The 18,123-nt window shown below is 70.4% G+C and carries 17 protein-coding genes and 2 pseudogenes; 10 read left to right on the forward strand and 9 right to left on the reverse strand.

What is annotated here, in order from left to right:
- Positions 1-35 precede the first annotated feature (35 nt).
- The 5 genes and pseudogenes from DEI82_RS12620 to DEI82_RS16560 all read left to right on the forward strand — a co-directional run.
- Positions 36-1,379, forward strand: coding sequence for a sugar ABC transporter substrate-binding protein (locus tag DEI82_RS12620; protein ID WP_220037275.1), 1,344 nt, complete (start codon positions 36-38; stop codon positions 1,377-1,379).
- Positions 1,376-2,311 carry a carbohydrate ABC transporter permease gene (locus DEI82_RS12625; RefSeq protein ID WP_220037276.1) on the forward strand — a complete coding sequence of 312 codons (936 nt, stop codon included), beginning with the start codon at positions 1,376-1,378 and terminating at the stop codon, positions 2,309-2,311. Before DEI82_RS12620 ends, DEI82_RS12625 begins: the two co-directional genes overlap by 4 nt.
- Entirely contained in the window at positions 2,308-3,204 is an 897-nt protein-coding gene (locus tag DEI82_RS12630) for a carbohydrate ABC transporter permease (RefSeq protein WP_220037277.1), read from the forward strand. The genes DEI82_RS12625 and DEI82_RS12630 overlap by 4 nt, the downstream gene beginning before the upstream one ends.
- Complete coding sequence (locus DEI82_RS12635) at positions 3,201-3,908, forward strand: hypothetical protein (RefSeq protein WP_111037121.1); 708 nt, start codon at positions 3,201-3,203, stop codon at positions 3,906-3,908. Before DEI82_RS12630 ends, DEI82_RS12635 begins: the two co-directional genes overlap by 4 nt.
- A pseudogene (locus DEI82_RS16560) lies at positions 3,908-4,164 on the forward strand (M24 family metallopeptidase); the annotation flags it as partial. The gene DEI82_RS12635 and the pseudogene DEI82_RS16560, both read left to right, overlap by 1 nt.
- Before the next feature lie 15 nt (positions 4,165-4,179).
- Here DEI82_RS16560 and DEI82_RS12645 read toward each other — a convergent pair.
- The 4 genes from DEI82_RS12645 to DEI82_RS12660 all read right to left on the reverse strand — a co-directional run bounded on the left by DEI82_RS12645 (position 4,180) and on the right by DEI82_RS12660 (position 8,346).
- Entirely contained in the window at positions 4,180-6,270 is a 2,091-nt protein-coding gene (locus DEI82_RS12645) for a glycoside hydrolase family 76 protein (protein WP_146242913.1), read from the reverse strand.
- A gap of 112 nt (positions 6,271-6,382) precedes the next feature.
- The gene (locus tag DEI82_RS12650) at positions 6,383-6,619 is read right to left on the reverse strand and encodes a hypothetical protein (protein ID WP_111037125.1); all 237 of its coding nucleotides are present in this window, start codon (positions 6,617-6,619) and stop codon (positions 6,383-6,385) included.
- Between the two features lie 164 nt (positions 6,620-6,783).
- Positions 6,784-7,692: an alpha/beta fold hydrolase gene (locus DEI82_RS12655; RefSeq protein WP_111037127.1), complete on the reverse strand. Its 909-nt coding sequence runs from the start codon at positions 7,690-7,692 to the stop codon at positions 6,784-6,786.
- A 72-nt stretch (positions 7,693-7,764) separates the two neighbouring features.
- Positions 7,765-8,346: a TetR/AcrR family transcriptional regulator gene (locus DEI82_RS12660; RefSeq protein WP_220037278.1), complete on the reverse strand. Its 582-nt coding sequence runs from the start codon at positions 8,344-8,346 to the stop codon at positions 7,765-7,767.
- A gap of 68 nt (positions 8,347-8,414) precedes the next feature.
- On the opposite strand from DEI82_RS12660, the gene DEI82_RS12665 reads away from it, so the two are divergent.
- A complete protein-coding gene (locus DEI82_RS12665) occupies positions 8,415-9,827 on the forward strand; it encodes an MDR family MFS transporter (RefSeq protein WP_258372060.1) in 1,413 nt (470 codons plus the stop codon).
- 60 nt (positions 9,828-9,887) lie between these two features.
- On the opposite strand, the pseudogene DEI82_RS12670 reads toward DEI82_RS12665, so the two are convergent.
- Positions 9,888-10,265 (reverse strand): annotated as a pseudogene (locus DEI82_RS12670) (ester cyclase); the annotation flags it as partial.
- A 175-nt stretch (positions 10,266-10,440) separates the two neighbouring features.
- A complete protein-coding gene (locus DEI82_RS12675; RefSeq protein WP_111037131.1) occupies positions 10,441-10,803 on the reverse strand; it encodes a DUF4267 domain-containing protein in 363 nt (120 codons plus the stop codon).
- 107 nt (positions 10,804-10,910) lie between these two features.
- On the opposite strand from DEI82_RS12675, the gene DEI82_RS12680 reads away from it, so the two are divergent.
- On the forward strand, positions 10,911-11,456 hold the full coding sequence (locus tag DEI82_RS12680; protein ID WP_111010938.1) for a TetR/AcrR family transcriptional regulator: 546 nt from the start codon (positions 10,911-10,913) through the stop codon (positions 11,454-11,456).
- Positions 11,457-11,542: 86 nt separating this feature from the next.
- Here DEI82_RS12680 and DEI82_RS12685 read toward each other — a convergent pair whose 3' ends face one another.
- Positions 11,543-12,478, reverse strand: coding sequence for a LysR family transcriptional regulator (locus tag DEI82_RS12685; RefSeq protein ID WP_111010939.1), 936 nt, complete (start codon positions 12,476-12,478; stop codon positions 11,543-11,545).
- Positions 12,479-12,546: 68 nt separating this feature from the next.
- Here DEI82_RS12685 and DEI82_RS12690 point away from each other — a divergent pair, with 68 nt between their 5' ends.
- Complete coding sequence (locus tag DEI82_RS12690; RefSeq protein ID WP_111037161.1) at positions 12,547-13,434, forward strand: DMT family transporter; 888 nt, start codon at positions 12,547-12,549, stop codon at positions 13,432-13,434.
- A gap of 134 nt (positions 13,435-13,568) precedes the next feature.
- Here DEI82_RS12690 and DEI82_RS12695 read toward each other — a convergent pair whose 3' ends face one another.
- Positions 13,569-14,312, reverse strand: a complete 744-nt coding sequence (locus DEI82_RS12695; protein ID WP_111037133.1) for an SDR family NAD(P)-dependent oxidoreductase — start codon at positions 14,310-14,312, stop codon at positions 13,569-13,571.
- Positions 14,313-14,394: 82 nt separating this feature from the next.
- On the opposite strand from DEI82_RS12695, the gene DEI82_RS12700 reads away from it, so the two are divergent.
- Positions 14,395-14,844 (forward strand): MarR family winged helix-turn-helix transcriptional regulator, encoded by a 450-nt coding sequence (locus DEI82_RS12700; protein WP_111014044.1) that lies wholly within the window; start codon positions 14,395-14,397, stop codon positions 14,842-14,844.
- Positions 14,845-14,990: 146 nt separating this feature from the next.
- Here the strand turns inward: DEI82_RS12700 and DEI82_RS12705 are convergent, their stop codons facing one another.
- Positions 14,991-16,853, reverse strand: coding sequence for an adenylyl cyclase (locus DEI82_RS12705; protein ID WP_111037135.1), 1,863 nt, complete (start codon positions 16,851-16,853; stop codon positions 14,991-14,993).
- A gap of 247 nt (positions 16,854-17,100) precedes the next feature.
- On the opposite strand from DEI82_RS12705, the gene DEI82_RS12710 reads away from it, so the two are divergent.
- A complete protein-coding gene (locus DEI82_RS12710) occupies positions 17,101-17,919 on the forward strand; it encodes an SDR family oxidoreductase (protein ID WP_111037137.1) in 819 nt (272 codons plus the stop codon).
- The last annotated feature ends 204 nt before the right edge of the window (positions 17,920-18,123 follow it).

The following is an 18,123-nucleotide window of genomic DNA, read 5'->3' on the forward strand; positions in this document are numbered from 1 at the left end:
ATGCCAGATGCAACGACGCATTGAAGGGATCCACCGTGTACGCACCCGGACCACGGCAGACCGGCGGGACACCCGCCGGCGCCGGTCACCTCCTCAGCCGCCGGACCCTGCTCCAGGGTCTCGGTGTCGCAGCGGCCGTCCCGGCCCTGTCGGCCGTCCTCTCCGCCTGCTCGACGGGCGGTGGTTCCGGCGGCGGCAAGCTCACCTTCGTGTACATGGGGAACGCGACGCAGCAGAAGGCGACGAAGCAGGCGTACCAAGCGTTCATCAAGAGCCACCCCCGGATCGACTTCGAACCCCAGGGGATCGCGAGCAACAACTGGGCGTCGTTCGCCAACACGCTGTCGACCCGGATCGCGGGCGGACAGACGCCGGACGTCATCGACATCGCGACGGAGGGCCTCGGGATCTTCCGGTCCAAGCAGCTCGTCGCGCCCCTCGACCCCTACATCGCGAAGCACCGGGCGGCGATCGACGACTACTACGCCGACCTGCCGCCTCGGTACAAGGCGGTGAACGACCAGTTCGGCAACCCCGGCAAGACCACCTACTACATGCCCGGCGGGTTCAACACCGTCGCCCTCTACTGCAACGAGGAGGTCTTCGCCAAGGCCGGTGTCGACCTGCCCGGTGACGAGGACTGGACCTGGGACGACTTCGAACGCGCCGCGGCCAAGATCAAGCAGAAGACCGGCGCGTACATCCTGAACTTCACGAGCGACCAGTTCGCCTACATCATGCCGTGGCTGCTCACCAACGGCGCCAGCACGTTCAACGCCGACTGGACCAAGCCCACCATCGACTCGGACGCCGCGATCGAGGCAGCCGAGTACTGCCGCATGATGGTCGCCAAGGGGTACGCGCCGAAGCCCGGCGGCACGTTCGACGCGCCCACTGCGCTGTCCCAGGGCAAGCTCGCGTCGCTCGCCGGTGGTCGCTGGCCGAACATCGACATGCAGCGTCTGGACCTCGTCGACAAGGTGCGCATCGTCAAGTCGCCCATGAAGACGGTCTCGGCCAGCCCGATCGGCTGGGACGCGTTCCCGATCCTCAAGGCATCGCAGGACAAGGACGACGCCTGGACCTTCATCGAGTACCTCACGACCAAGGAGTCGGCGATCACGGCCGCCAAGGCCGGTGGCTCGAACGTCCCGGCCCGCAAGTCGGTCGCGCTCAGCTCGGCGTTCCTCGACGGCGCACCGAAGGGCACCGAACTGCTCTACCAGATCGCCCAGGACGCGACACCCGTGCCCTCGATCAACCGGGGCGCCGAGAGCGAGCAGGCGATCGAGGCGGCGTGGCTCAAGATCCTGCTCGGGAACGGCGACCCGGCCGCCACGCTGAAGCAGGTGAACGAACAGTTGGAGGCGCTGCTGTGACCGCCGCGGTGACCAGCACCGTCGCGCGGGCGGGTGCCAGGCGTCCCGCTCCGGCCGGCTACCGGCAGCCGAACTGGCTCGGGTACGCCTTCCTCAGCCCCGCGCTGCTCCTGTTCATCGTGTTCATCGCGGTGCCGTTCGTCGCGACCATCGTCCTCGCGTTCTTCTCGTGGGACCTCCTGACGCCGGCGCGCCCCGTGGGCCTGGCGAACTTCGGGCGGCTGTTCATCGACGGCACCCTCGGGCACGCACTGCTCAACACGTTCGTCTTCGCGTTCGCGTCGGTGGTGACGCACGTCCTGGGCGCGATGCTCCTCGCGGTCGCGGTGAACCGGGCGATGAACCGGGTGCTGTCGTACTTCGTGCGGGCGGCCGTGTTCTTCCCGTTCCTGATCTCGTGGGCCGCGGTCGCGCTGCTCTGGAAGTACGTGCTCGACCCGTCGTTCGGGTACGTGCAGTACTACCTGCACCTGGTCGGGGTCGCGGCGCCGCAGTGGTTCACGGACCCGCACTGGGCGCTGGCGTCGTTGATCGGCGTCGACTTCTGGCACACCATCGGGTACACCTTCGTGATCATGCTCGCGGGTCTGCAGACCGTCCCGTCCGAGCTCCAGGAGGCCGCGCGCACCGACGGCGCGAGCGAACGACAGGTGTTCCTGCACATCACGCTGCCGCTGATGTCGCCGACGATCTTCTTCGCGACGATCATCACGTTCATCGGGGCGTTCCAGATCTTCGACCCCATGCAGATCATCACGAGCGGCGGACCGGACAACGCCACGATCTCGGTCGTGATGTACCTGTACCGGACCGGGTTCCAGGCCTTCCAGATCGGTTACGCGTCGGTGATCGCGCTCGTCGTGTTCGTCGTGATCATGGCGGTCACCGCCCTGCAGTTCTGGGCCTCGCGGAAGTGGGTGTACGAGCAGTGACCGCCTCGATCCTCGAGACCGCAACATCGCCGCGGACCGTCACCGAGCCTCCCGTGCGGCGGCGGCACCGCCGGTTCCGGACCGGGTCCCGCGTGCTCGACCTCGTCCTCCTGCTCCTGGGCCTCCTCATGGTGTCGCCGCTCGTGTGGCTCATCTCGACGAGCCTCACGGCGGCGGGGTCCGCGTTCGCGCTACCGCCGACGTGGATCCCGACGCCGTTCACCGTGCAGAACTTCGCGGGGGTGTCCCAGCTCATCCCCTTCGGCGAGATGTTCCTGAACAGCCTCGTCGTCGCGTCGCTCAGCACCCTCGGTGCGCTGACGACGAGCACCCTGGCGGCGTACGCGTTCTCGCGCCTGCGGTTCCGCGGCAGCGGCGTGCTGTTCGTCGGGATCCTCAGCGCGCTGATGGTGCCGGTCCAGCTGACGGTGATCCCGGTGTTCATCATGATGCGCACCCTGCACCTCATCGACACCCTGGCGGCGCTCGTCCTGCCGCTGCTGGTGAACGTCTTCGACATCTTCTTCCTGCGGCAGTACTTCAACTCGATCCCGCTGGAGCTCGACGAAGCCGCGCGCATCGACGGGGCGGGGCACCTGTGGATCCTGTTCCGGATGCTCGTGCCGCTGTCCGGGCCGGCGATCGCGGCGCTGGTGATCCTGAACTTCCAGGCCGCGTGGAACGACTACTTCGGGCCGCTCATCTTCCTGAACAGTCCGCAGCACATGACGCTGCCGATCGGGCTCGTCACGCTGCAGGCCGGCCAGGGCGGAGGACCGGCGGTGGTCGTGTTCGCCGCGATCACGCTCGTCGTCCTCCCGGTGCTCGTGCTGTTCCTCGTCTTCCAGCGCAGCTTCGTCTCGAGCATCGCGCAGAGCGGGATCCGCGGATGAGCGCCGCGGAGCCCGCCGCCACGACACAGGCCCGTACCGTCGCCCGACGTGTGTGGGACCAGCTCCCGGCGCTGGTCGTGGCCAGCAGCGTCGTGTGCGCCGCGATCGTCGTCGCGGTCCTCGTCGCTCCGGGGGTGACGCCGACGGCGGTGGTGCTCTGGGCGCTCCTCGTCGCACCGGTGTTCGCGGGCCTGGTCGGCGTGACGACCGACGTCCTGAACGGCGCGGAGGTCCGGGTGTTCGGCTTCCACCGCTACGTGCGCCACACCGTCCGGCTCGCGCTCGCGTCCGCTGCCGTGCCGGCCGTCGCGGCGGTGTGTTCGCTCGTGTCACTGGAGGTCCTGCACCAGACCCACGCGACGATCACGCTCGTGCCGCTGGCGGTGAGCGGGGCGGTCACGGTCCTCGGATCGCTCGCGGGCCTGCTCGCGCTCCCGGTCGCGGTCCGCGTGCCATCGCTGCGTGGTCCGTCGCTCGCCCTGTTCTGCCTCCGGGCCGTGGCGAGACGGCCGATCCCGGTCGTCGGCGTCCTCGCGGTGGGCGTCCTCGGCCTGTGGGCGGCCGTCACCTGGAGCGCCTCGGTCGTCGTGCTCGTCCCGGGTCCGTTCGCGCTCGTGCTCGTCCTGGCCGCGTCCGCGACGGTGTCGGGAGACCCCATCTGGCGCCTGCTGGACGAGGAGGGCAGCACCGCCCCGGCGCGGTGACCGCCGCGGTCGACGCGGTCCTCCATGGGCTCCCGCACGATCGGGTGCTCGCGGACGGTGATCTGCTCACCCTCGACCTCGCCGTGATCCCCGACGGGTACGCCGCCGACTCGGCCATCAGTTCCGGCTCGTCACCGATCCTGACGGGTGGACCCTGCGGAGCGCGACCGGCTGCCGGACGGCGCACAGTGAGCACACGATCGCCATCACCGCGGACGGCGCCGAAGTGCTCACCCTGCCGACGCGCACGCGCTGACGCAGTCGCGGCCCGTCAGCCCGCCGTCGTCAGCGCCCCCTTGTCCGTCCCGAGCGCGAACACGTGCAGCAGCCCCTGGTCGGCGCGGGTCGGGAGCGTCACCGACGCGAGCGTCTTGCCGGCCTCCAGTGCGATCTTCGTCGTGGAGAGGTGCGTCCCGAGCCCCTGCGACGAACCGCCGGTGCTGTTGCGGTACTGCGTGGAGGCGGCGGTGCCGTTGCCGAATGACGGGCTGCTGGCGGTCCAGTCGCTGAACCCGAGTGTGGCCTGCTGCGTGGTGCCGTCGGTGTAGGTGAGGGTCAACGGACCGGTCGAGGGACCGTTCGTCGCCGAGCCGATGATGCCGAGCTCGGTGGCTCCCGCGATGGCCGGGACCGCGAGGACCTGGCCGGCGGCGACGACGTTGTCCGGCTGCCCGGGGGTGCCCGCCCAGTCGTACTGGATGCCGTCACTCGTGACGGTCGCACCAGGCGTGAGTCCGCTGGCTGCCAGTGCCTGCGCCGAGTAGCTGAACCCGTACCCGTCGAGGTCGGCGGTCGACTGCGCGCTGTCGTCGGAGATGCCGGTGTTGTCGTAGTACGGAGCCAGGTCGCCGGGTCGGGCCACGAGCACGGAGGTGGTCACCGACGGGACCGCACCGGCCGTGCTGGAGAAGGCGAACGTGACCTGCTGGTTGCCGTCGGTGGTGCCTCCGGTGATCGAGACGGGCGTGCTCGCGGTGCCGCCCGCGCGGACGACGAGGGTGCCGGATGCCGGGCGGACGGTCAGTCCGGCCGGGGCCTTCGCCGTCCAGTGCACGATCTGAGCGCGGCCTTCGACCGACTGGACACTGAGCGTGGTCGTGCCCGACGTGCCGGGTTGCACGGCCACGGAGGACGGGTTGGTCGAACCGGTCGCGGCGTAGACGGGTGCGCTCTTCGCGAGCAGGGCGTAGATCTCCACCATCGGCGCCGTCTGGTTCACGGGCGACTCCCCGCCCGAGGCGTCGGGGTCGTTGAACAGTCCGTTCGACTGGCGGTCCTCCACCCATGCGGTGTCGGCGTAGGCGGCCGCCATCCGCGCGTAGCTCGGGTCGTGGTTGATCGCGGCCAGCCCGAACAGGTTCCGGAAGAAGATCGCGTTGAACACGTCGGGCTGGTGGTACAGGTTCCGGTTCGTGCCGTAGTAGCTGACCGAGGCGGCGGCGGTCTGTTCGGCCTGCTGCAGGTAGGTGCGGTTCCCGGTGCTCTCGTAGAGCAGCGTGCCCGCTCCGATCATCGTCCCTTGGTTGTAGCTCCAGAGGGTCTGGTCGATGCTCCCGTCCGGGCTGATGTGGTCGTAGTACATCCCGTTCGCGTTCATCATGCAGCCGCGGGCCCAGTTGTACATGCGGGTCGCCCACGTCAGGTAGTAGGGGTCACGGGTGGCCTGGTAGATCTCGAGGCCCACCTCGGCGTTCGGGGCGTTGGAGATCGTGTTGCGCGGGGAGTCCGCGGTGTCCTCCCACATGACCCCACCCGGGCACGCGCCGGTCGAGTCGGTGTCCCACCCGCTGACCGCGAACTTGAAGACGCCCTCGGCCTGCGCCAGGTTCCGCTTCTGGTGGTCGATGGCGTACTGCTGCAGGAAGTCCAGGCCGACCCAGGCGTTGTCGTCGTAGTAGGTGGGCTGGTCGGGGCCGAGCGGGGGCAGCACGCCGGACGCGTAGGCCGGCGGCTGGGCGGCACCGGTGGGGCTGGTCTCGTGCGTGTCGTGGTAGGCCTGGATCCCCTGGTCTCGGGCCTGCAGGTCCCGGGCGTAGCGGGCTCCCACGCCGGGCAGCGATGCCACCGCATCGGTCGCGGCGAAGCCGTTGACGTCGTCCCAGAGGTAGCCGTACGGCTCGCGGGCGTCGCTGCTCACGTACAGCTTGTGCCCCGGGTCGTAGAGGTTCGCTTGCAACGCCTGGTAGGTCTCGACGGCGCGCTGCGTGTCCACGGGGTTCTGCTTGCTGGCGACCCCCGGCGGGAAGTGGTCCGGGGCCGGAGCGGCGAATGCCGCCGGAGCTCCTCCCAGAACGGCGAGGACGGCGGCGGTGGCGGTACCCGCCACGATCGCCCCTGCTCGGTTGCGTGCGCTTCGCTTCACGGTGGCTCCCTCGCTCCGGTCATCGTCGACGCGGAGATCGTTCCAGACGCTAACCGTCCACGCGCGAGCGCGTCAAGGAGGCCCGTCACCAGCGCATCACACCTGCCGCGACTCAGAACGGGCCGCCGAGGAGGAACGGCACCATCGGCGCCACCGCGATCACGAAGAGGATCACCGTGACGACAGCTGCGGCGACGATCGCGATCCCGCCGACCAGCACCGCCGAGAGCTCAGCGAGGGCTGCGAGACGAGCGGGGGTGCTCGTCTCGTGCACGTCCTGGATCCCTCGTCCGAAGAGGTCGAGCATCGGATCCCCGGGGGCCGTGTCGATCGGCGTGGTCGTGTCCATGCTCGGAGTGTCAGGGGCGACGCCGTGTCCGAGCGTCGGTCGGGCGAGTGATGTCCGTGTGTCCCGGTCCTCCTGACGGCCGATCCCCGGCTCGACACCCTCCTTCGCGCGGGTTGCGGGCGCTCGGAGCGGGGAGCGCCGGTCGCCACGCGCGCTCCGCCCGCTCACTCGGACGCGAGGAACGCCGCGACCGCCGCCGCGACCTGCTCCGGTGCGCCGTGGTTCCACGGGCCGTCGTGGCCGAGCCCGTCGAGCTCGACGTGCTGTGCGTCCGGGAGGACCGTGGCGAGTCTGCGGGCCGCCGCGCGCAAGAACGCGGGGCTGGCGGTCCCGGAGACCACCAGCACGGGCTTCCGGACCGTCACGTACTCGTCGAGGCGTCCGTCCACCTGCGCGACGTCGTGGAAGTCGTACCGGACGCCGGGCAGCAGCGACCGGAACGTCGGACCGCCTCGCCGGACGACGGCGTCGATCGCGATGACGAGCCGCGCCACGACGCGGGCGACGACGCGGGGCATCCGGCGGATGACGGCCGGCGCGGTCTCGGCGACGAGGAGGGAGTCGATGAGTGCGCTGGCCAGGTCGCCGCGCTCGATCTCCCCGGCGAGCCGGCGGACCCCGGCGCGGTCGATCCCGTCCTGGTAGAAGGGCGGCTCGTAGACCGCCGCCGCACGGACCCTGGGCAGGGTGCGGGCCGCTTCGAGGGTGATCACGGCTCCGGAACTCAGACCGAAGACGGCTGTCGCGCCGGTCGCGGCGAGGACCGCGTCGACGTCCTCGACGTCGCGGGCGATGTCGTGGTCGGCGCTGTAGGGGCGAGGGCTCAGGCCGCGCCCGCGCCGGTCGACCGAGTGGACCGTGTGCGCCGTCGACAGCGCTGCCGCGAAGCGTCGGTAGGCCTGCACGTCGGCCATCGCACCCTGGACGAGCACGATCCCGGGGCCACTGCCCTGCGAGAGGAACCCGATCGCCGTGCCGTCGGTGGACGGGACCGAGCGCGTCACGACGTCGGTCCGGGTCCGGGAAGCCCGCGCGCCGGTGCTACCCCGCGCACGCATCACCAGGTACGTCATCCGCCCGCACTCCTCGCCACGATCCGCACCCGCACCCGCACCCGCTCCCGCACCGTCATCGGGCAGATGCTGTCACCCCCGCACGAGCGGGAGCCAGATGTCGTCGACGATCTCCACGATCCGGCGGTCCGGCAGTGGCTTGAGCGACATCACGAGGTCGTGTCGGACCAGGTCGGACGGCAGCGAGGCGACCCCGTCCGGCCAGTCCCGCGCCGGGATCTCCCCGCGGGCGGCGGCCCGCTCGAGCATCACCCGACCGATGCTCGAGCGCCCGCCCAGCAGTCGTTCGCGGAGGTCCGCCGGCGACAGTCCGGTCTCGGCGTTGATGCTCGCCATGTAGACGCTGATCGCGGCCATGAACCCCGAGCGGTAGGCGTTGAAGTCGCGGAGTGCGTGCAGGACGTCGCCCCGGAGCGAACCCGTGTCCACGAGCTCACGCCGCGAGAACAGACCGCCGTGCTGCAGTGCCGCGAGCACGAGGTCCACCTTCGCGGGCCAGCGCCGGTAGAGCACCGGTTTCGACGTGCCTGCGCGTGCTGCGACGCCCTCGAAGGTGAGCGCGGGGTACCCGACCGCCTGCAGCTCCTCCCACGCGGCGTCGAGCAGGGCCTCCTCGAGCTCGGGTCCGCGGCGACGCGTCTTCACAAGATCCACTTGCGTATCTTACCGCGGACGGATACGGTCGTGCTCGTTAAGAAACGTGCGCGTATCCAAGGAGCATCGTGGACCGGAACCTCTCCAGACTCGCCATCGCACTCGTCGTCGGGGCGATGGCACCGCTGTTCGACTCGACGATCGTCAGCGTCGCCCTGCACACCCTGAGTCACGACCTGCGCGTCAGCGTCGACACGATCCAGTGGGTGAGCACGGGCTACCTCCTCGCGATGGGCGTCACCGTCCCGATCGTCGGTTGGCTGCAGAACCGTGTCGGCGGGCGCCGCCTCTGGATGGCGTCGCTCGCCGTGTTCCTCGTCGGCAGCGTCCTCTGCTCGCTGGCGTGGGACGTCAGCAGCCTCATCGGGTTCCGGATCGTCCAGGGCGTCGGCGCCGGCGCCATGATGCCCCTGCTGACGACCCTGCTGATGCAGGCGGCGGGCGGCCGGAGCGTCGGGAAGCTCATGTCGATCGTGTCGCTCCCCACCGCCCTCGGCCCGATCCTCGGTCCGGTCATCGGCGGACTCATCCTCGGTGCCGGCAGCTGGCCGTGGCTGTTCTGGGTCAACGTGCCGTTCGCCGTCGTCGGTCTGGTCCTCGCCTGGCGGTTCATCCCCGCGGACGGCCCCACCGGCAAGGCCAGGCTCGACGTCGTGGGGCTGGTGCTCCTCTCGCCCGCCGTCGTCGGCATCCTGTTCGGGCTGAGCAACGCGAGCCGGACCGACGGGTTCGCCCGCTTCGACGTCTGGGCGCCACTCGGTGCCGGCCTCCTGCTCCTGGTCGCGTTCTGTCTCCGGGCAGCGCGCCGCCGCGACGCCGCCCTCGTCGACCTCGCCTTGCTCCGACACCGACCCCTCGCCGCCGCCGCGACCCTGATGTTCCTGATGGGCGCTGCGCTCTACGGCGGCATGCTGCTGCTCCCGCTGTCGTTCCAGGATCTGCGCGGCGCGGACGCGCTCGATGCTGGGCTCCTGCTCATCCCGCAGGGCGTCGGGTCGCTGCTCAGCCGTTCCCTCGCCGGGCGGCTCACCGACCGGATCGGTGCTCGCACCGTCGCGATCGTGGGCTTCGCGATCGTGCTCCTGGCGACGATCCCGTTCGCCTTCGCCGACGGATCGACCAGCTCATGGTGGATCGGACTCGTCCTCGTGGTCCGCGGCCTGGGGCTCGGCGCGGTGATGATCCCGATCATGGCCGTCGGCTTCGTCGGACTGGCCCGCCCGGAGATGCCGCACGCCAGCACGATCACCCGCCTGTCACAGCAGCTCGGTGGCGCATTCGGCACGGCGGTCCTCGCGGTCGTGCTCGCCGGTGCCGCAGCCGGGAACGACGCGGCTGCGGCATTCCAGGAGGCGTTCTGGTGGGCGATCGGGGTCACCGCGTTCGCCACGGTGATGGCGGCGCTCCTGCCGGGACGCCGACCCGTGCCGCCGGCGCCCGGCACGCTGGCCCCGCAGCCGGCCGGAGCGTCGGTCGAGTGACACGAACAGGAGGGCACGAACGCACCCGGTGCGTTCGTGCCCTCCTGTTCCCGGCGCGGCTCAACCCCAAGCAGCGGGCGTGGGCGCGTCGACAGGGGCGTTCAGCTGGGCCATGAGGCCGGCGAAGTCCTCGAGGTGCCAGGTGGCGACGATCCTCCCGTCGCGGACCTGGTGCATGTCCATGGTGCGCATCTCGATGCGCTTGCCGGTGGGCTCGTGACCCATGAACGCACCCTGATGCGTCCCCGAGACGGTGTTGCGGACAGCGACCCTGTCGCCCTGGACGATGACGTCCTGGTGCTCGACGCTGTAGTCGGGCATCGCGTGACGGAACAGCGCGATCTGTGCGGCCATGCCGGCCGGGCCCTGCTCCTGGCCCGGGGCGAGGGGGAGGTCGATCCAGTCCTCCGCCAGGACCTCGTCGTACACGGAGGTGTCACCAGTGCGGAAGGGCTCCTAGAAAGCCAGGACGATCTCGGTGGTGGTGTCGTGCTCGTTCGTGGTGCTCATGGGGTTCGGACCTTTCGTGACGGTGGTGTGGGTGGTGGGAGAGATCAGGCGGCGGAGTGGGTCGACCGGCCGCCGGGCCGCGTCGGACGATGCGGCGCCGAGGTCACGCGAGTGCCAGGACGAGGCCGGCGATGACGAGCAGCAGCGCCGTGGCGCCGTGGACGCTGAGGGCCTGGCGGAGGGTGCCGCCGTTGGTGACGACGATGATCGCGTCACCGATCGGGGTGATCGCCGCAGCGAGGAGCGCCCAACCGAAGACGTGCGGTCCGGCGACGGCGAGGACGACCAGGGGCACGATGCCCGAGGTGATGTCGCGGACCCCCTTGATGCTCGTGAACGCGCGCCGACGGTCCTCGGCAACGCCGAACCCCGCTGTGGCGATCGCCGGCGCGATGAGGAAGCGGCCGCCGATGAAGAGGATGAAGAGGCATCCGGCGATGGCGACGGAGAAGGCTGCGATGAACACGAGTGATTCCTTTCGGTGTTAGATAACGTTGATCTGCAATGACCGTAGCGCTTCTCGCCCACGATGTCTACCGGTGTTATCTAACTTCGCTCTGCTACTCTCGGAGCATGTCCCCACGACCAGCACCAGATCTCGACCACCGGCGCGACGAGATCGTCAGCGCCGCCCGCCGCGTCGCGGAAGCCGAAGGGTGGGAGGCGGTGACGATGCGCCGTCTCGCTGCCGAACTCGGTGTCACGCAGCCCGTCATCTACTCCGCGTTCGCCGGAGGCCGGCAGGCGCTCATCGACGCCGTGGCCCTCGACGGCTTCGGCGAACTCGCGGCAGCACTCGAAGCCGCTCCTGCCGAGCCGTTGCCGCGGATGCAGGCGTACCTCGACTTCGCCGTCGGCCGACCCCGTCTCTACGAGGCGATGTTCTCGATGCCGTCCGGGCTCGAGTTCGGCTCGGGGTCCGTTCCCGATGCGCTCCGACGTGGGTTCGCCGCGATCAAGGCGGCGTTCCCCGCTCCGGACGACACGGCGGCCGAGGTCGCGTGGGCCACGGTCCACGGGCTGGCGACGCTCGAGATCGGCGGGCGCCTCCCAGCGGTGCGATCGCGTGCCCGGCTCGACCACGCCCATCGAGTACTCACCGGGAGCTCGGGCCTGTGACGAACGACGCGAGGCGCGCCTCCGCGCTCTGCGCCGTCGCCGTGGCCATCAATGCTGCGGCCCGGCCCCGCTCCGGAGACCTCGACTCAGGGACCAACTGACGGTCGAGATCCAGCGGCTGACAACGGGAACGGACCACCCACTCGACGGTCGTTCGTACCGGAGATCGGATCGGCGAGGAGCCCCCGAGCCTTCTCGATCAGCGCAGCGAGGGCGGGAGGTGCCGACGCTCTTCGCCACGCCATCAGCACTTCGATCGGGGGAGCGTCGCGAACGAGCCGGAACGTGACCCCGGTTCGAGCGTGCAGTGCGGCAGTGGCCTCCGAGGTCATCCCGGTCACCTGACCGGCGGCCACCAGCGTCAGCCAGTCGTCCACGTGCCGGGTGTCACGGAACGCCGCCGGGGCCGAGATGCCTGCCCAGAGGTCGGCTGTTGTGGTCCCGGTGCGCAGATCGATGCCGACGGTGCGGCCAGCGAAGTCGGCCAGGGTGACGCTCCGGCGTCGCGACAGGGGATCGTCGGAGGCGAGGGCCGCGAAGCGTCGCTCTGTGCCGATCGGAGCCGAGTCGAAGCGAGGATCATCGACAGGACGACGCAGGATCGCGACGTCGACGCCGCCCTCGGCAAGCCCCGCGGTCGGGGTGTTGCTCTGCACGAACGAGAGTGCCGGCTCGAGGTGCTCTGCCGCCCATTCGCGCTGGAACCTCGTCGTGTGTCGGCCGAGGGCCGACCATGCATACCCGATGCGGACCTCGGTGCTCGCGCGCGGAGTGAGGTCGCGCAGCGATTCGACCTCGTCGAGGATGCGGCGGGCGTGATCGACCACTCGTCGTCCCTGCGGCGTCAGCTCGAGCGAGCGCGTCGTCCGGCGCACGAGCGAGAAGCCGAGCGCCGCCTCGAGGGCTTGCACCGCTCGTGAGACAGAGGCCTGCGAGACGTGGAGATCGATGGCCGCGTCGGTGAAGGTCCCGGTCGACACCAGCGCCACCAGTGCGCGCAGCTGAACCAGAGTCACGTCCATGCGTCCAGCGTATAGATCGTCGTGGTCTGCATTTCCCGATCGCGCAGCCGCGAAGCACTGTGTTCACCATGACGGGAGAAGTGGTGACATCGAGCGGTTCGGTCAAGGTGCCGGGAGGGGCGGTCCTCGCCCTGCTCGGCAGTGCCGTGAGCAACCAGGTCGGAGCGGCACTGGGGGATCTCGCCTTCGCTCGTGTCGGCCCGCCGGGCGTCGTGGCCGTGCGGCAGCTCATCGCCGCGATCTCGCTCACCGCCCTCGCGCGACCGAACCTCGCCCGGATGTCGTGGGGGCAGTGGTGGCCTGCGCTGTCGCTCGGTGGGGTGTTCGCCGTGATGAACCTCAGCCTGTACACCGCCGTCGGGCGGATCGGACTCGGCCTCGCCATCACGCTCGAGTTCCTCGGACCGGTCACCGTGGCCCTGGTCGGTGCACGGTCGTGGCGGGTGGCCGGCTGCGCGGTGGGTGCGGGCGCGGGTGTGGTCCTGTTGGTGTCTCCCGGTCCGTCGACCGACTGGATCGGCGTCGCGCTCGCCTGCACCGCGGCCTTGTGCTGGGCCGCGTACATCGTGCTGAACCGGGTCGTGGGGAGCCGGCTTCCGGGCCTCCAGGGACCCGCCGTGGCGAGTTGCGCGTCTGCGCTGGCCTCCCTGCCGATCCTGCTGTCGCTGCTCCTGACCGGGCGGTTCGACGTCTCCACCAGCGTGCTCTGCACGGCAGTCGGCGTCCTCTCGTCTGTGGTCCCCTACGCCACCGACGTGGTGGTGCTCCGTCGGATCCCTCAGTCGTTGTTCGGGATCGTCATGAGCCTCAACCCGGTCGCCGCTGCTGCCGTGGGGCTGATCGTGTTGGGGCAGCAACTCGCTCCGTGGCAGTGGGGCGGGATCGTGTTCATCGTCGCCTCTGACGCGGTGGCCGTGGCCGGGTCCGGACCTCGTTCCCGTCCTCGCAGCCGCTGAAGCCCCTCCTGTGCGGCGACATCGCCACGAGCGATCGGTGGGGGTGGCGAGCAGCAGGTGCTTCGCTCGAGCCCGTTCGACGAGCACGTCCCTCTCCCGGCTCGTGGCCCGGAGAGGGACGTGGAGCAACGCGCTCAGGCCGTCTGCGTCAGTTCGGTCACGAGCGCGCGGGCCTCGCCGCTGGAGCCCAGGGGCACGGCACGGCTGGGGACATCGGCGGTCCGGGAGAGCGCGATGGCCACGTCGCCGACCTCGCCGGCGGACACCTGCTCCGGCTCGCCGTCGACGAATCGGGTGCGGACGGGGCCGAGGACCAGGGCGTGGATCCTGCGGTCCGGCGTCTCGGCGGCCAGGACGCGTTGCATCATCAGCAGCGCGGCCTGCTCCATGCTCACCAGCCCGCTCCCCGGGACGGGGAACATGGCGGACTGGCCGACGACCACGGTGTACGCGCCGAGTCCGCTCAGCCGCGGCACGATCGCCCGTGCCAGCGCCATGTGCGCGGTGGCGAGGCCGGTGAACGCGGCCCCCCAGTCGTCCTCGCGGATGCCGGTCAGGGGGCCGCCCTGCCACCATCCGCCGACCGGCACGACGACGTCGTCGATCCCGCCGAGCCGCTCGGTCATCTGTCGGCCGAGCTCGTCCGCTCCGATGAAGGAGGTGTAGTCGTGCGTCGGGAGGTGCAGCAACGGCGAGACCCCGAGATGGCCGAGTGCAGCGCGCAGCTCCGTGCCCCGCTCGTCCGAGCGAGTGGGAACGACGACATCGGCGCCGGCATCGAGGAACGCGCGGACGACACCTTCGCCGACGCCGCCGGTTCCGCCGGGGACCAGGACGCGCCGACCGGCGAGTGAAGCGGGGGATGGGGTGAATGGCATGAGAACTCCTTGGTCCGACCAATGTTGGTGACACCAACGCTAGCACCGATTCGTTGGCCGTACCAACTGATAGTCTCGGTGCATGTCGGTTGATCCTCGACCTCCTCACGCGCTCCGCACCCTCGTCAGCTGGCAGGCCGCACGGGTGGCGACGATCGGCACCCGCCTGACCGCTGCGCGCATGCCGCTCGAGGCGCGTTCGGACTTCGCGGTGCTGTCCGCGCTGCAGGAGTACGGCCCGCTGAGCCAGGCGGACATCGGCAGGGTGCTGGGTCTGGACCGCAACAACGTCAACGGCATCGTCGTCCGGCTCGACGCCGACGAGTCCGTGCTCCGGACCCCTGACCCGGCGGATCGACGGCGGAACATCGTCACGATCACGGCGAACGGCGGGGAACGACTCGCCGATCTCCGAACGCAGGCCGACGCCGTGCAGGACGAGCTCCTCGCAGCACTGTCCCCCGCCGATCGCGACGCTCTCGTCCGCCTCCTCGGCGATGTGCTGGCAGCCCATCCGGCGCAACCAGCGTGACGTCGTCCTGACGGTCCCGCGGGGGAGGCGCGGAGAGCGCCCTCGAGCCGGTCGCGCGCTCGTCGAATCCGGCACCACGACCGCCGAGCCACCGATGGCCGGGAGCGTGTGCTCCCGGCCATCGGCGTTCGATGGTGCCCTGGACCTTACTGAGCGGTCCCGTTGGTGTAGGTGGTGACGGTCTGCGGCTGCCCCGTGTTCGCGCTCGTGGCGGCGGGCCCCTGGCCGTCGATCACGTGGTCGATCGTCCCGGCGTTGCTGTTGAGCGCGACGGTCGTGAGGTCGTGCATGACGACCCCGGGCGTGTTCGGCACCTCGAACGACTGCGTCGCGTGGAGCGTCGGGTCGACGTTGGTGTAGATGTAGCTGCCGAGGCCCCACGCTTCGTGCGTCCGGACGTCGTCCGCCACCTTGTACGCGGCGTACCCGTTCACCCCGTCGTGCTGCCACGCGGCCTGGTTCGGGGCGTCGTACGGGAGCTCGTTCTGGAAGAACACCGTCCGACCGCGCTCACCGTTCCAGATGACGTTGTCCTTCTGGTAGTGCTCGACGAACAGGCCGGTCGCGGTGACGTCATCCCCGTTCACGACGACGCCGGTGTCGGCCGTGTTCACGGTCCACCCGACGGAGCCCGCCACGCCGTGGTCAGCACGCCAGGCCCAGATGTCGTCGAGGATCGTGTCGTCGCTGTTCACCTCGAGGCTCGTCGTGGCCTTGCCGACGTGGGGACCGCCGACGCGGAAGAAGACGTCCTGCAGCGCGGTGGGGTCCGTGGCGCTCACCACGTGCTTGCCGCCCTTGTCGTGGCCCGTGCCGACGCGGAGCAGCGCTGGGGAGTTCACGGCACCGGCATCGAAGGTCAGGCCGGCGATGTCGACGCCCTGCACGTCGGCGACGGTCATCGGGACGGCGCCGTTCTGGGCGGTCAGCGTGGCCATGCCGAGCCCGAGGACGACCGTGTCCGCTCGCTTGACGGCGATGCTCTGTGCGACGTCGTAGACGCCGGGGGTGACGAGCAGGTCCTTGCCCTGTGCGAGTGCGGAGTTGATCTTCGCGATGGAGTCCGACGGGTGGGCGACGAAGAAGCTGCTCAGCGGCAGCGACTGCCCGGGCGTGTGCCCGGTGGCCCACGTCGTCCCCGCCGAGTTCGTTCGCACGCTGGGCACGAACACCCGGTAGGCGCCGTTCGCGTCGACGTAGAGGTACGGCTTCTCGCGCGATGCCGGTGTCGTCGCCAGCGTCGTGTAGGGCTGCTGGGGGAACGACTGCGCCGGCGCGTTGACGTCGCCGGAGAACACCTGGTTCCACACGCCGTTCGACCAGCCGGCGCCGAGGTCCGAGTTGCGGACGTAGAACTGCTGCTGCGATCCGTTGAGCGCCCCGCCCTGCAGTTCGGAGTCGGCGACGAACCCACCGCTCGCGTAGTTCGGGTTCTCGCAGTACGGCATGAACGTCGTGTAGTCCTCGACGTGGACACGGCGCATCGGCGCCGCCTGGGACACCGCCCACATCTCGCTGCCCGTGTGGCACGCGTCCGCGGTCGGGACGACGTGGATCGTCAGGTTGGAGACCGATCGCCAGAACGTGTCGAGCGCGCCGCTGCCGTCGGTACCGGTCGCGGTCACGCCCCCGTTGATGGTGACCCCGGACGGGTCCTGCCCGAGACCGTCGACCTCGGTGTAGTAGCCCACGCGGATGTCGAGCGGGTTCGTGCTCGATCCGTACGTTCCGGGCTCGAACAGCAGCGCGTACCGCTGCGTGCCCATCTCGTTGGCGGACTGTTGCGCGAAGATCGCGTCGACCTTCGCCTGGATGTCGGCCTGCGGCATGTCGGGGGAGAACACGACGACGTTGGACCCGAACACGGAGGAGGGCGGGTTCGGTGCAGCGACCGCGGTCTGGGTGGTCGCGAGGACGCCGAGTGTGGCGGCGCCGACGGCGATGGCGGCACCGAACAGGCGACGGCGTGACCGCCTCGTCCGGAGCGTGTGTGTCGGTGAGGAGGGCATCGTTGACCAGCTTCCGTTGCAGCGGCGGCATCGCCGTCCGCCCGCGGACAGCAGTGTCCTCGGGGCGGGCGCCATCGGCCGCCGGGGTGAAGAGTGTGAGCACTGTATCAACGCCCTGGTCGGGACGGACACCGGTCGGCTCCGAGGACCAGCGCCGGAGTGGGGAGCGGCAGACGCAGCAGCCCGCCTGAGTGCCGTCCCCGGAGCCGGAGAACGATGGAGGCCCTGACCACGAAGGAGAACACGTATGAGCAAGGTCTGGTTCATCACCGGCGCGTCCCGGGGCTTCGGACGCGAGTGGGCGGAGGCCGCCCTGGAACGCGGCGACAGCGTCGCCGGGACCGCCCGCAACCCGGACGACGTCGTGGCACTCGCCGAGCAGTACCCGGACACGTTCCTCCCGATCCGTCTCGACGTCACCGACCGTGACGCCGACTTCGCGGCGGTGCAGCAGGCGGCCGAGCACTTCGGGCGCCTCGACGTGGTGGTCAACAACGCCGGCTACGGGCAGTTCGGGATGATCGAGGAGCTCAGCGAGCAGGAGGCGCGCGCCCAGCTCGAGACGAACCTGTTCGGGGCCCTCTGGGTCACCCAGGCGGCGCTCCCGATCATGCGCGAGCAGCGGTCGGGACGCATCATCCAGGTTTCGAGCATCGGTGGCATCAGCGCGTTCCCGATCACCGGGATCTACCACGCGTCGAAGTGGGCGCTCGAGGGGTTCAGCCAGTCGCTGTCCCAGGAGGTCGCCGGCTTCGGCATCAACGTCACCCTGATCGAGCCGGGCGGGTTCTCCACGGACTGGTCCGGCCCGTCGTCCTCGACGAGCGCCGAGATCGACGCCTACGCCGACGTCCGGGAGGCCCGCAACGCGAGCCGTGCCGCGGCGAGCGCTGGTGATCCGGCGGCCACCCGTGGGCCGATCCTCCGCATCGTCGACGCCGAGGAGCCGCCGCTGCGCGTCTTCTTCGGGTCGGCGCCGCTCGGGATCGCCGAGAAGGACTACGCGAGCCGGCTCGAGACGTGGCGCGCGTGGCAGCCGGTCGCCGAGGAGGCGCACGGCAGCTGAGCGCCGTCGCCCCGCTCAGCCGCTCCCGCCCCGTGCCGCCTACGATCGTCGGGGTCATGCCCGCACCCGCCCGTCCCGTCGTCCGCCGCCGGGCACGCCCGTTCCTCGCCGCCGCGACCACGCTCGTGGTCGCGTCGGTCCTCAGCGCGTGCGTCGGTCCGTCCACGCCGGGAGGCCCGTCGCCGCGATCCTCCCGGCGTGGAC

Source organism: Curtobacterium sp. MCBD17_019 (genome assembly GCF_003234555.1).
Taxonomy (GTDB): domain Bacteria; phylum Actinomycetota; class Actinomycetes; order Actinomycetales; family Microbacteriaceae; genus Curtobacterium.

Bases quoted from the DNA above. Each gene is read 5' to 3' on its own strand.
- DEI82_RS12635 (WP_111037121.1), top strand. From the start codon at position 3,201: ATGAGCGCCGCGGAGCCCGCCGCCACGACACAGGCCCGTACCGTCGCC.
- DEI82_RS12650 (WP_111037125.1), bottom strand. From the start codon at position 6,619: ATGGACACGACCACGCCGATCGACACGGCCCCCGGGGATCCGATGCTC.
- DEI82_RS12655 (WP_111037127.1), bottom strand. From the start codon at position 7,692: ATGACGTACCTGGTGATGCGTGCGCGGGGTAGCACCGGCGCGCGGGCT.
- DEI82_RS12680 (WP_111010938.1), top strand. From the start codon at position 10,911: ATGTCCCCACGACCAGCACCAGATCTCGACCACCGGCGCGACGAGATC.
- DEI82_RS12685 (WP_111010939.1), bottom strand. From the start codon at position 12,478: ATGGACGTGACTCTGGTTCAGCTGCGCGCACTGGTGGCGCTGGTGTCG.
- DEI82_RS12690 (WP_111037161.1), top strand. From the start codon at position 12,547: ATGACGGGAGAAGTGGTGACATCGAGCGGTTCGGTCAAGGTGCCGGGA.
- DEI82_RS12695 (WP_111037133.1), bottom strand. From the start codon at position 14,312: ATGCCATTCACCCCATCCCCCGCTTCACTCGCCGGTCGGCGCGTCCTG.
- DEI82_RS12700 (WP_111014044.1), top strand. From the start codon at position 14,395: ATGTCGGTTGATCCTCGACCTCCTCACGCGCTCCGCACCCTCGTCAGC.
- DEI82_RS12705 (WP_111037135.1), bottom strand. From the start codon at position 16,853: ATGCCCTCCTCACCGACACACACGCTCCGGACGAGGCGGTCACGCCGT.
- DEI82_RS12710 (WP_111037137.1), top strand. From the start codon at position 17,101: ATGAGCAAGGTCTGGTTCATCACCGGCGCGTCCCGGGGCTTCGGACGC.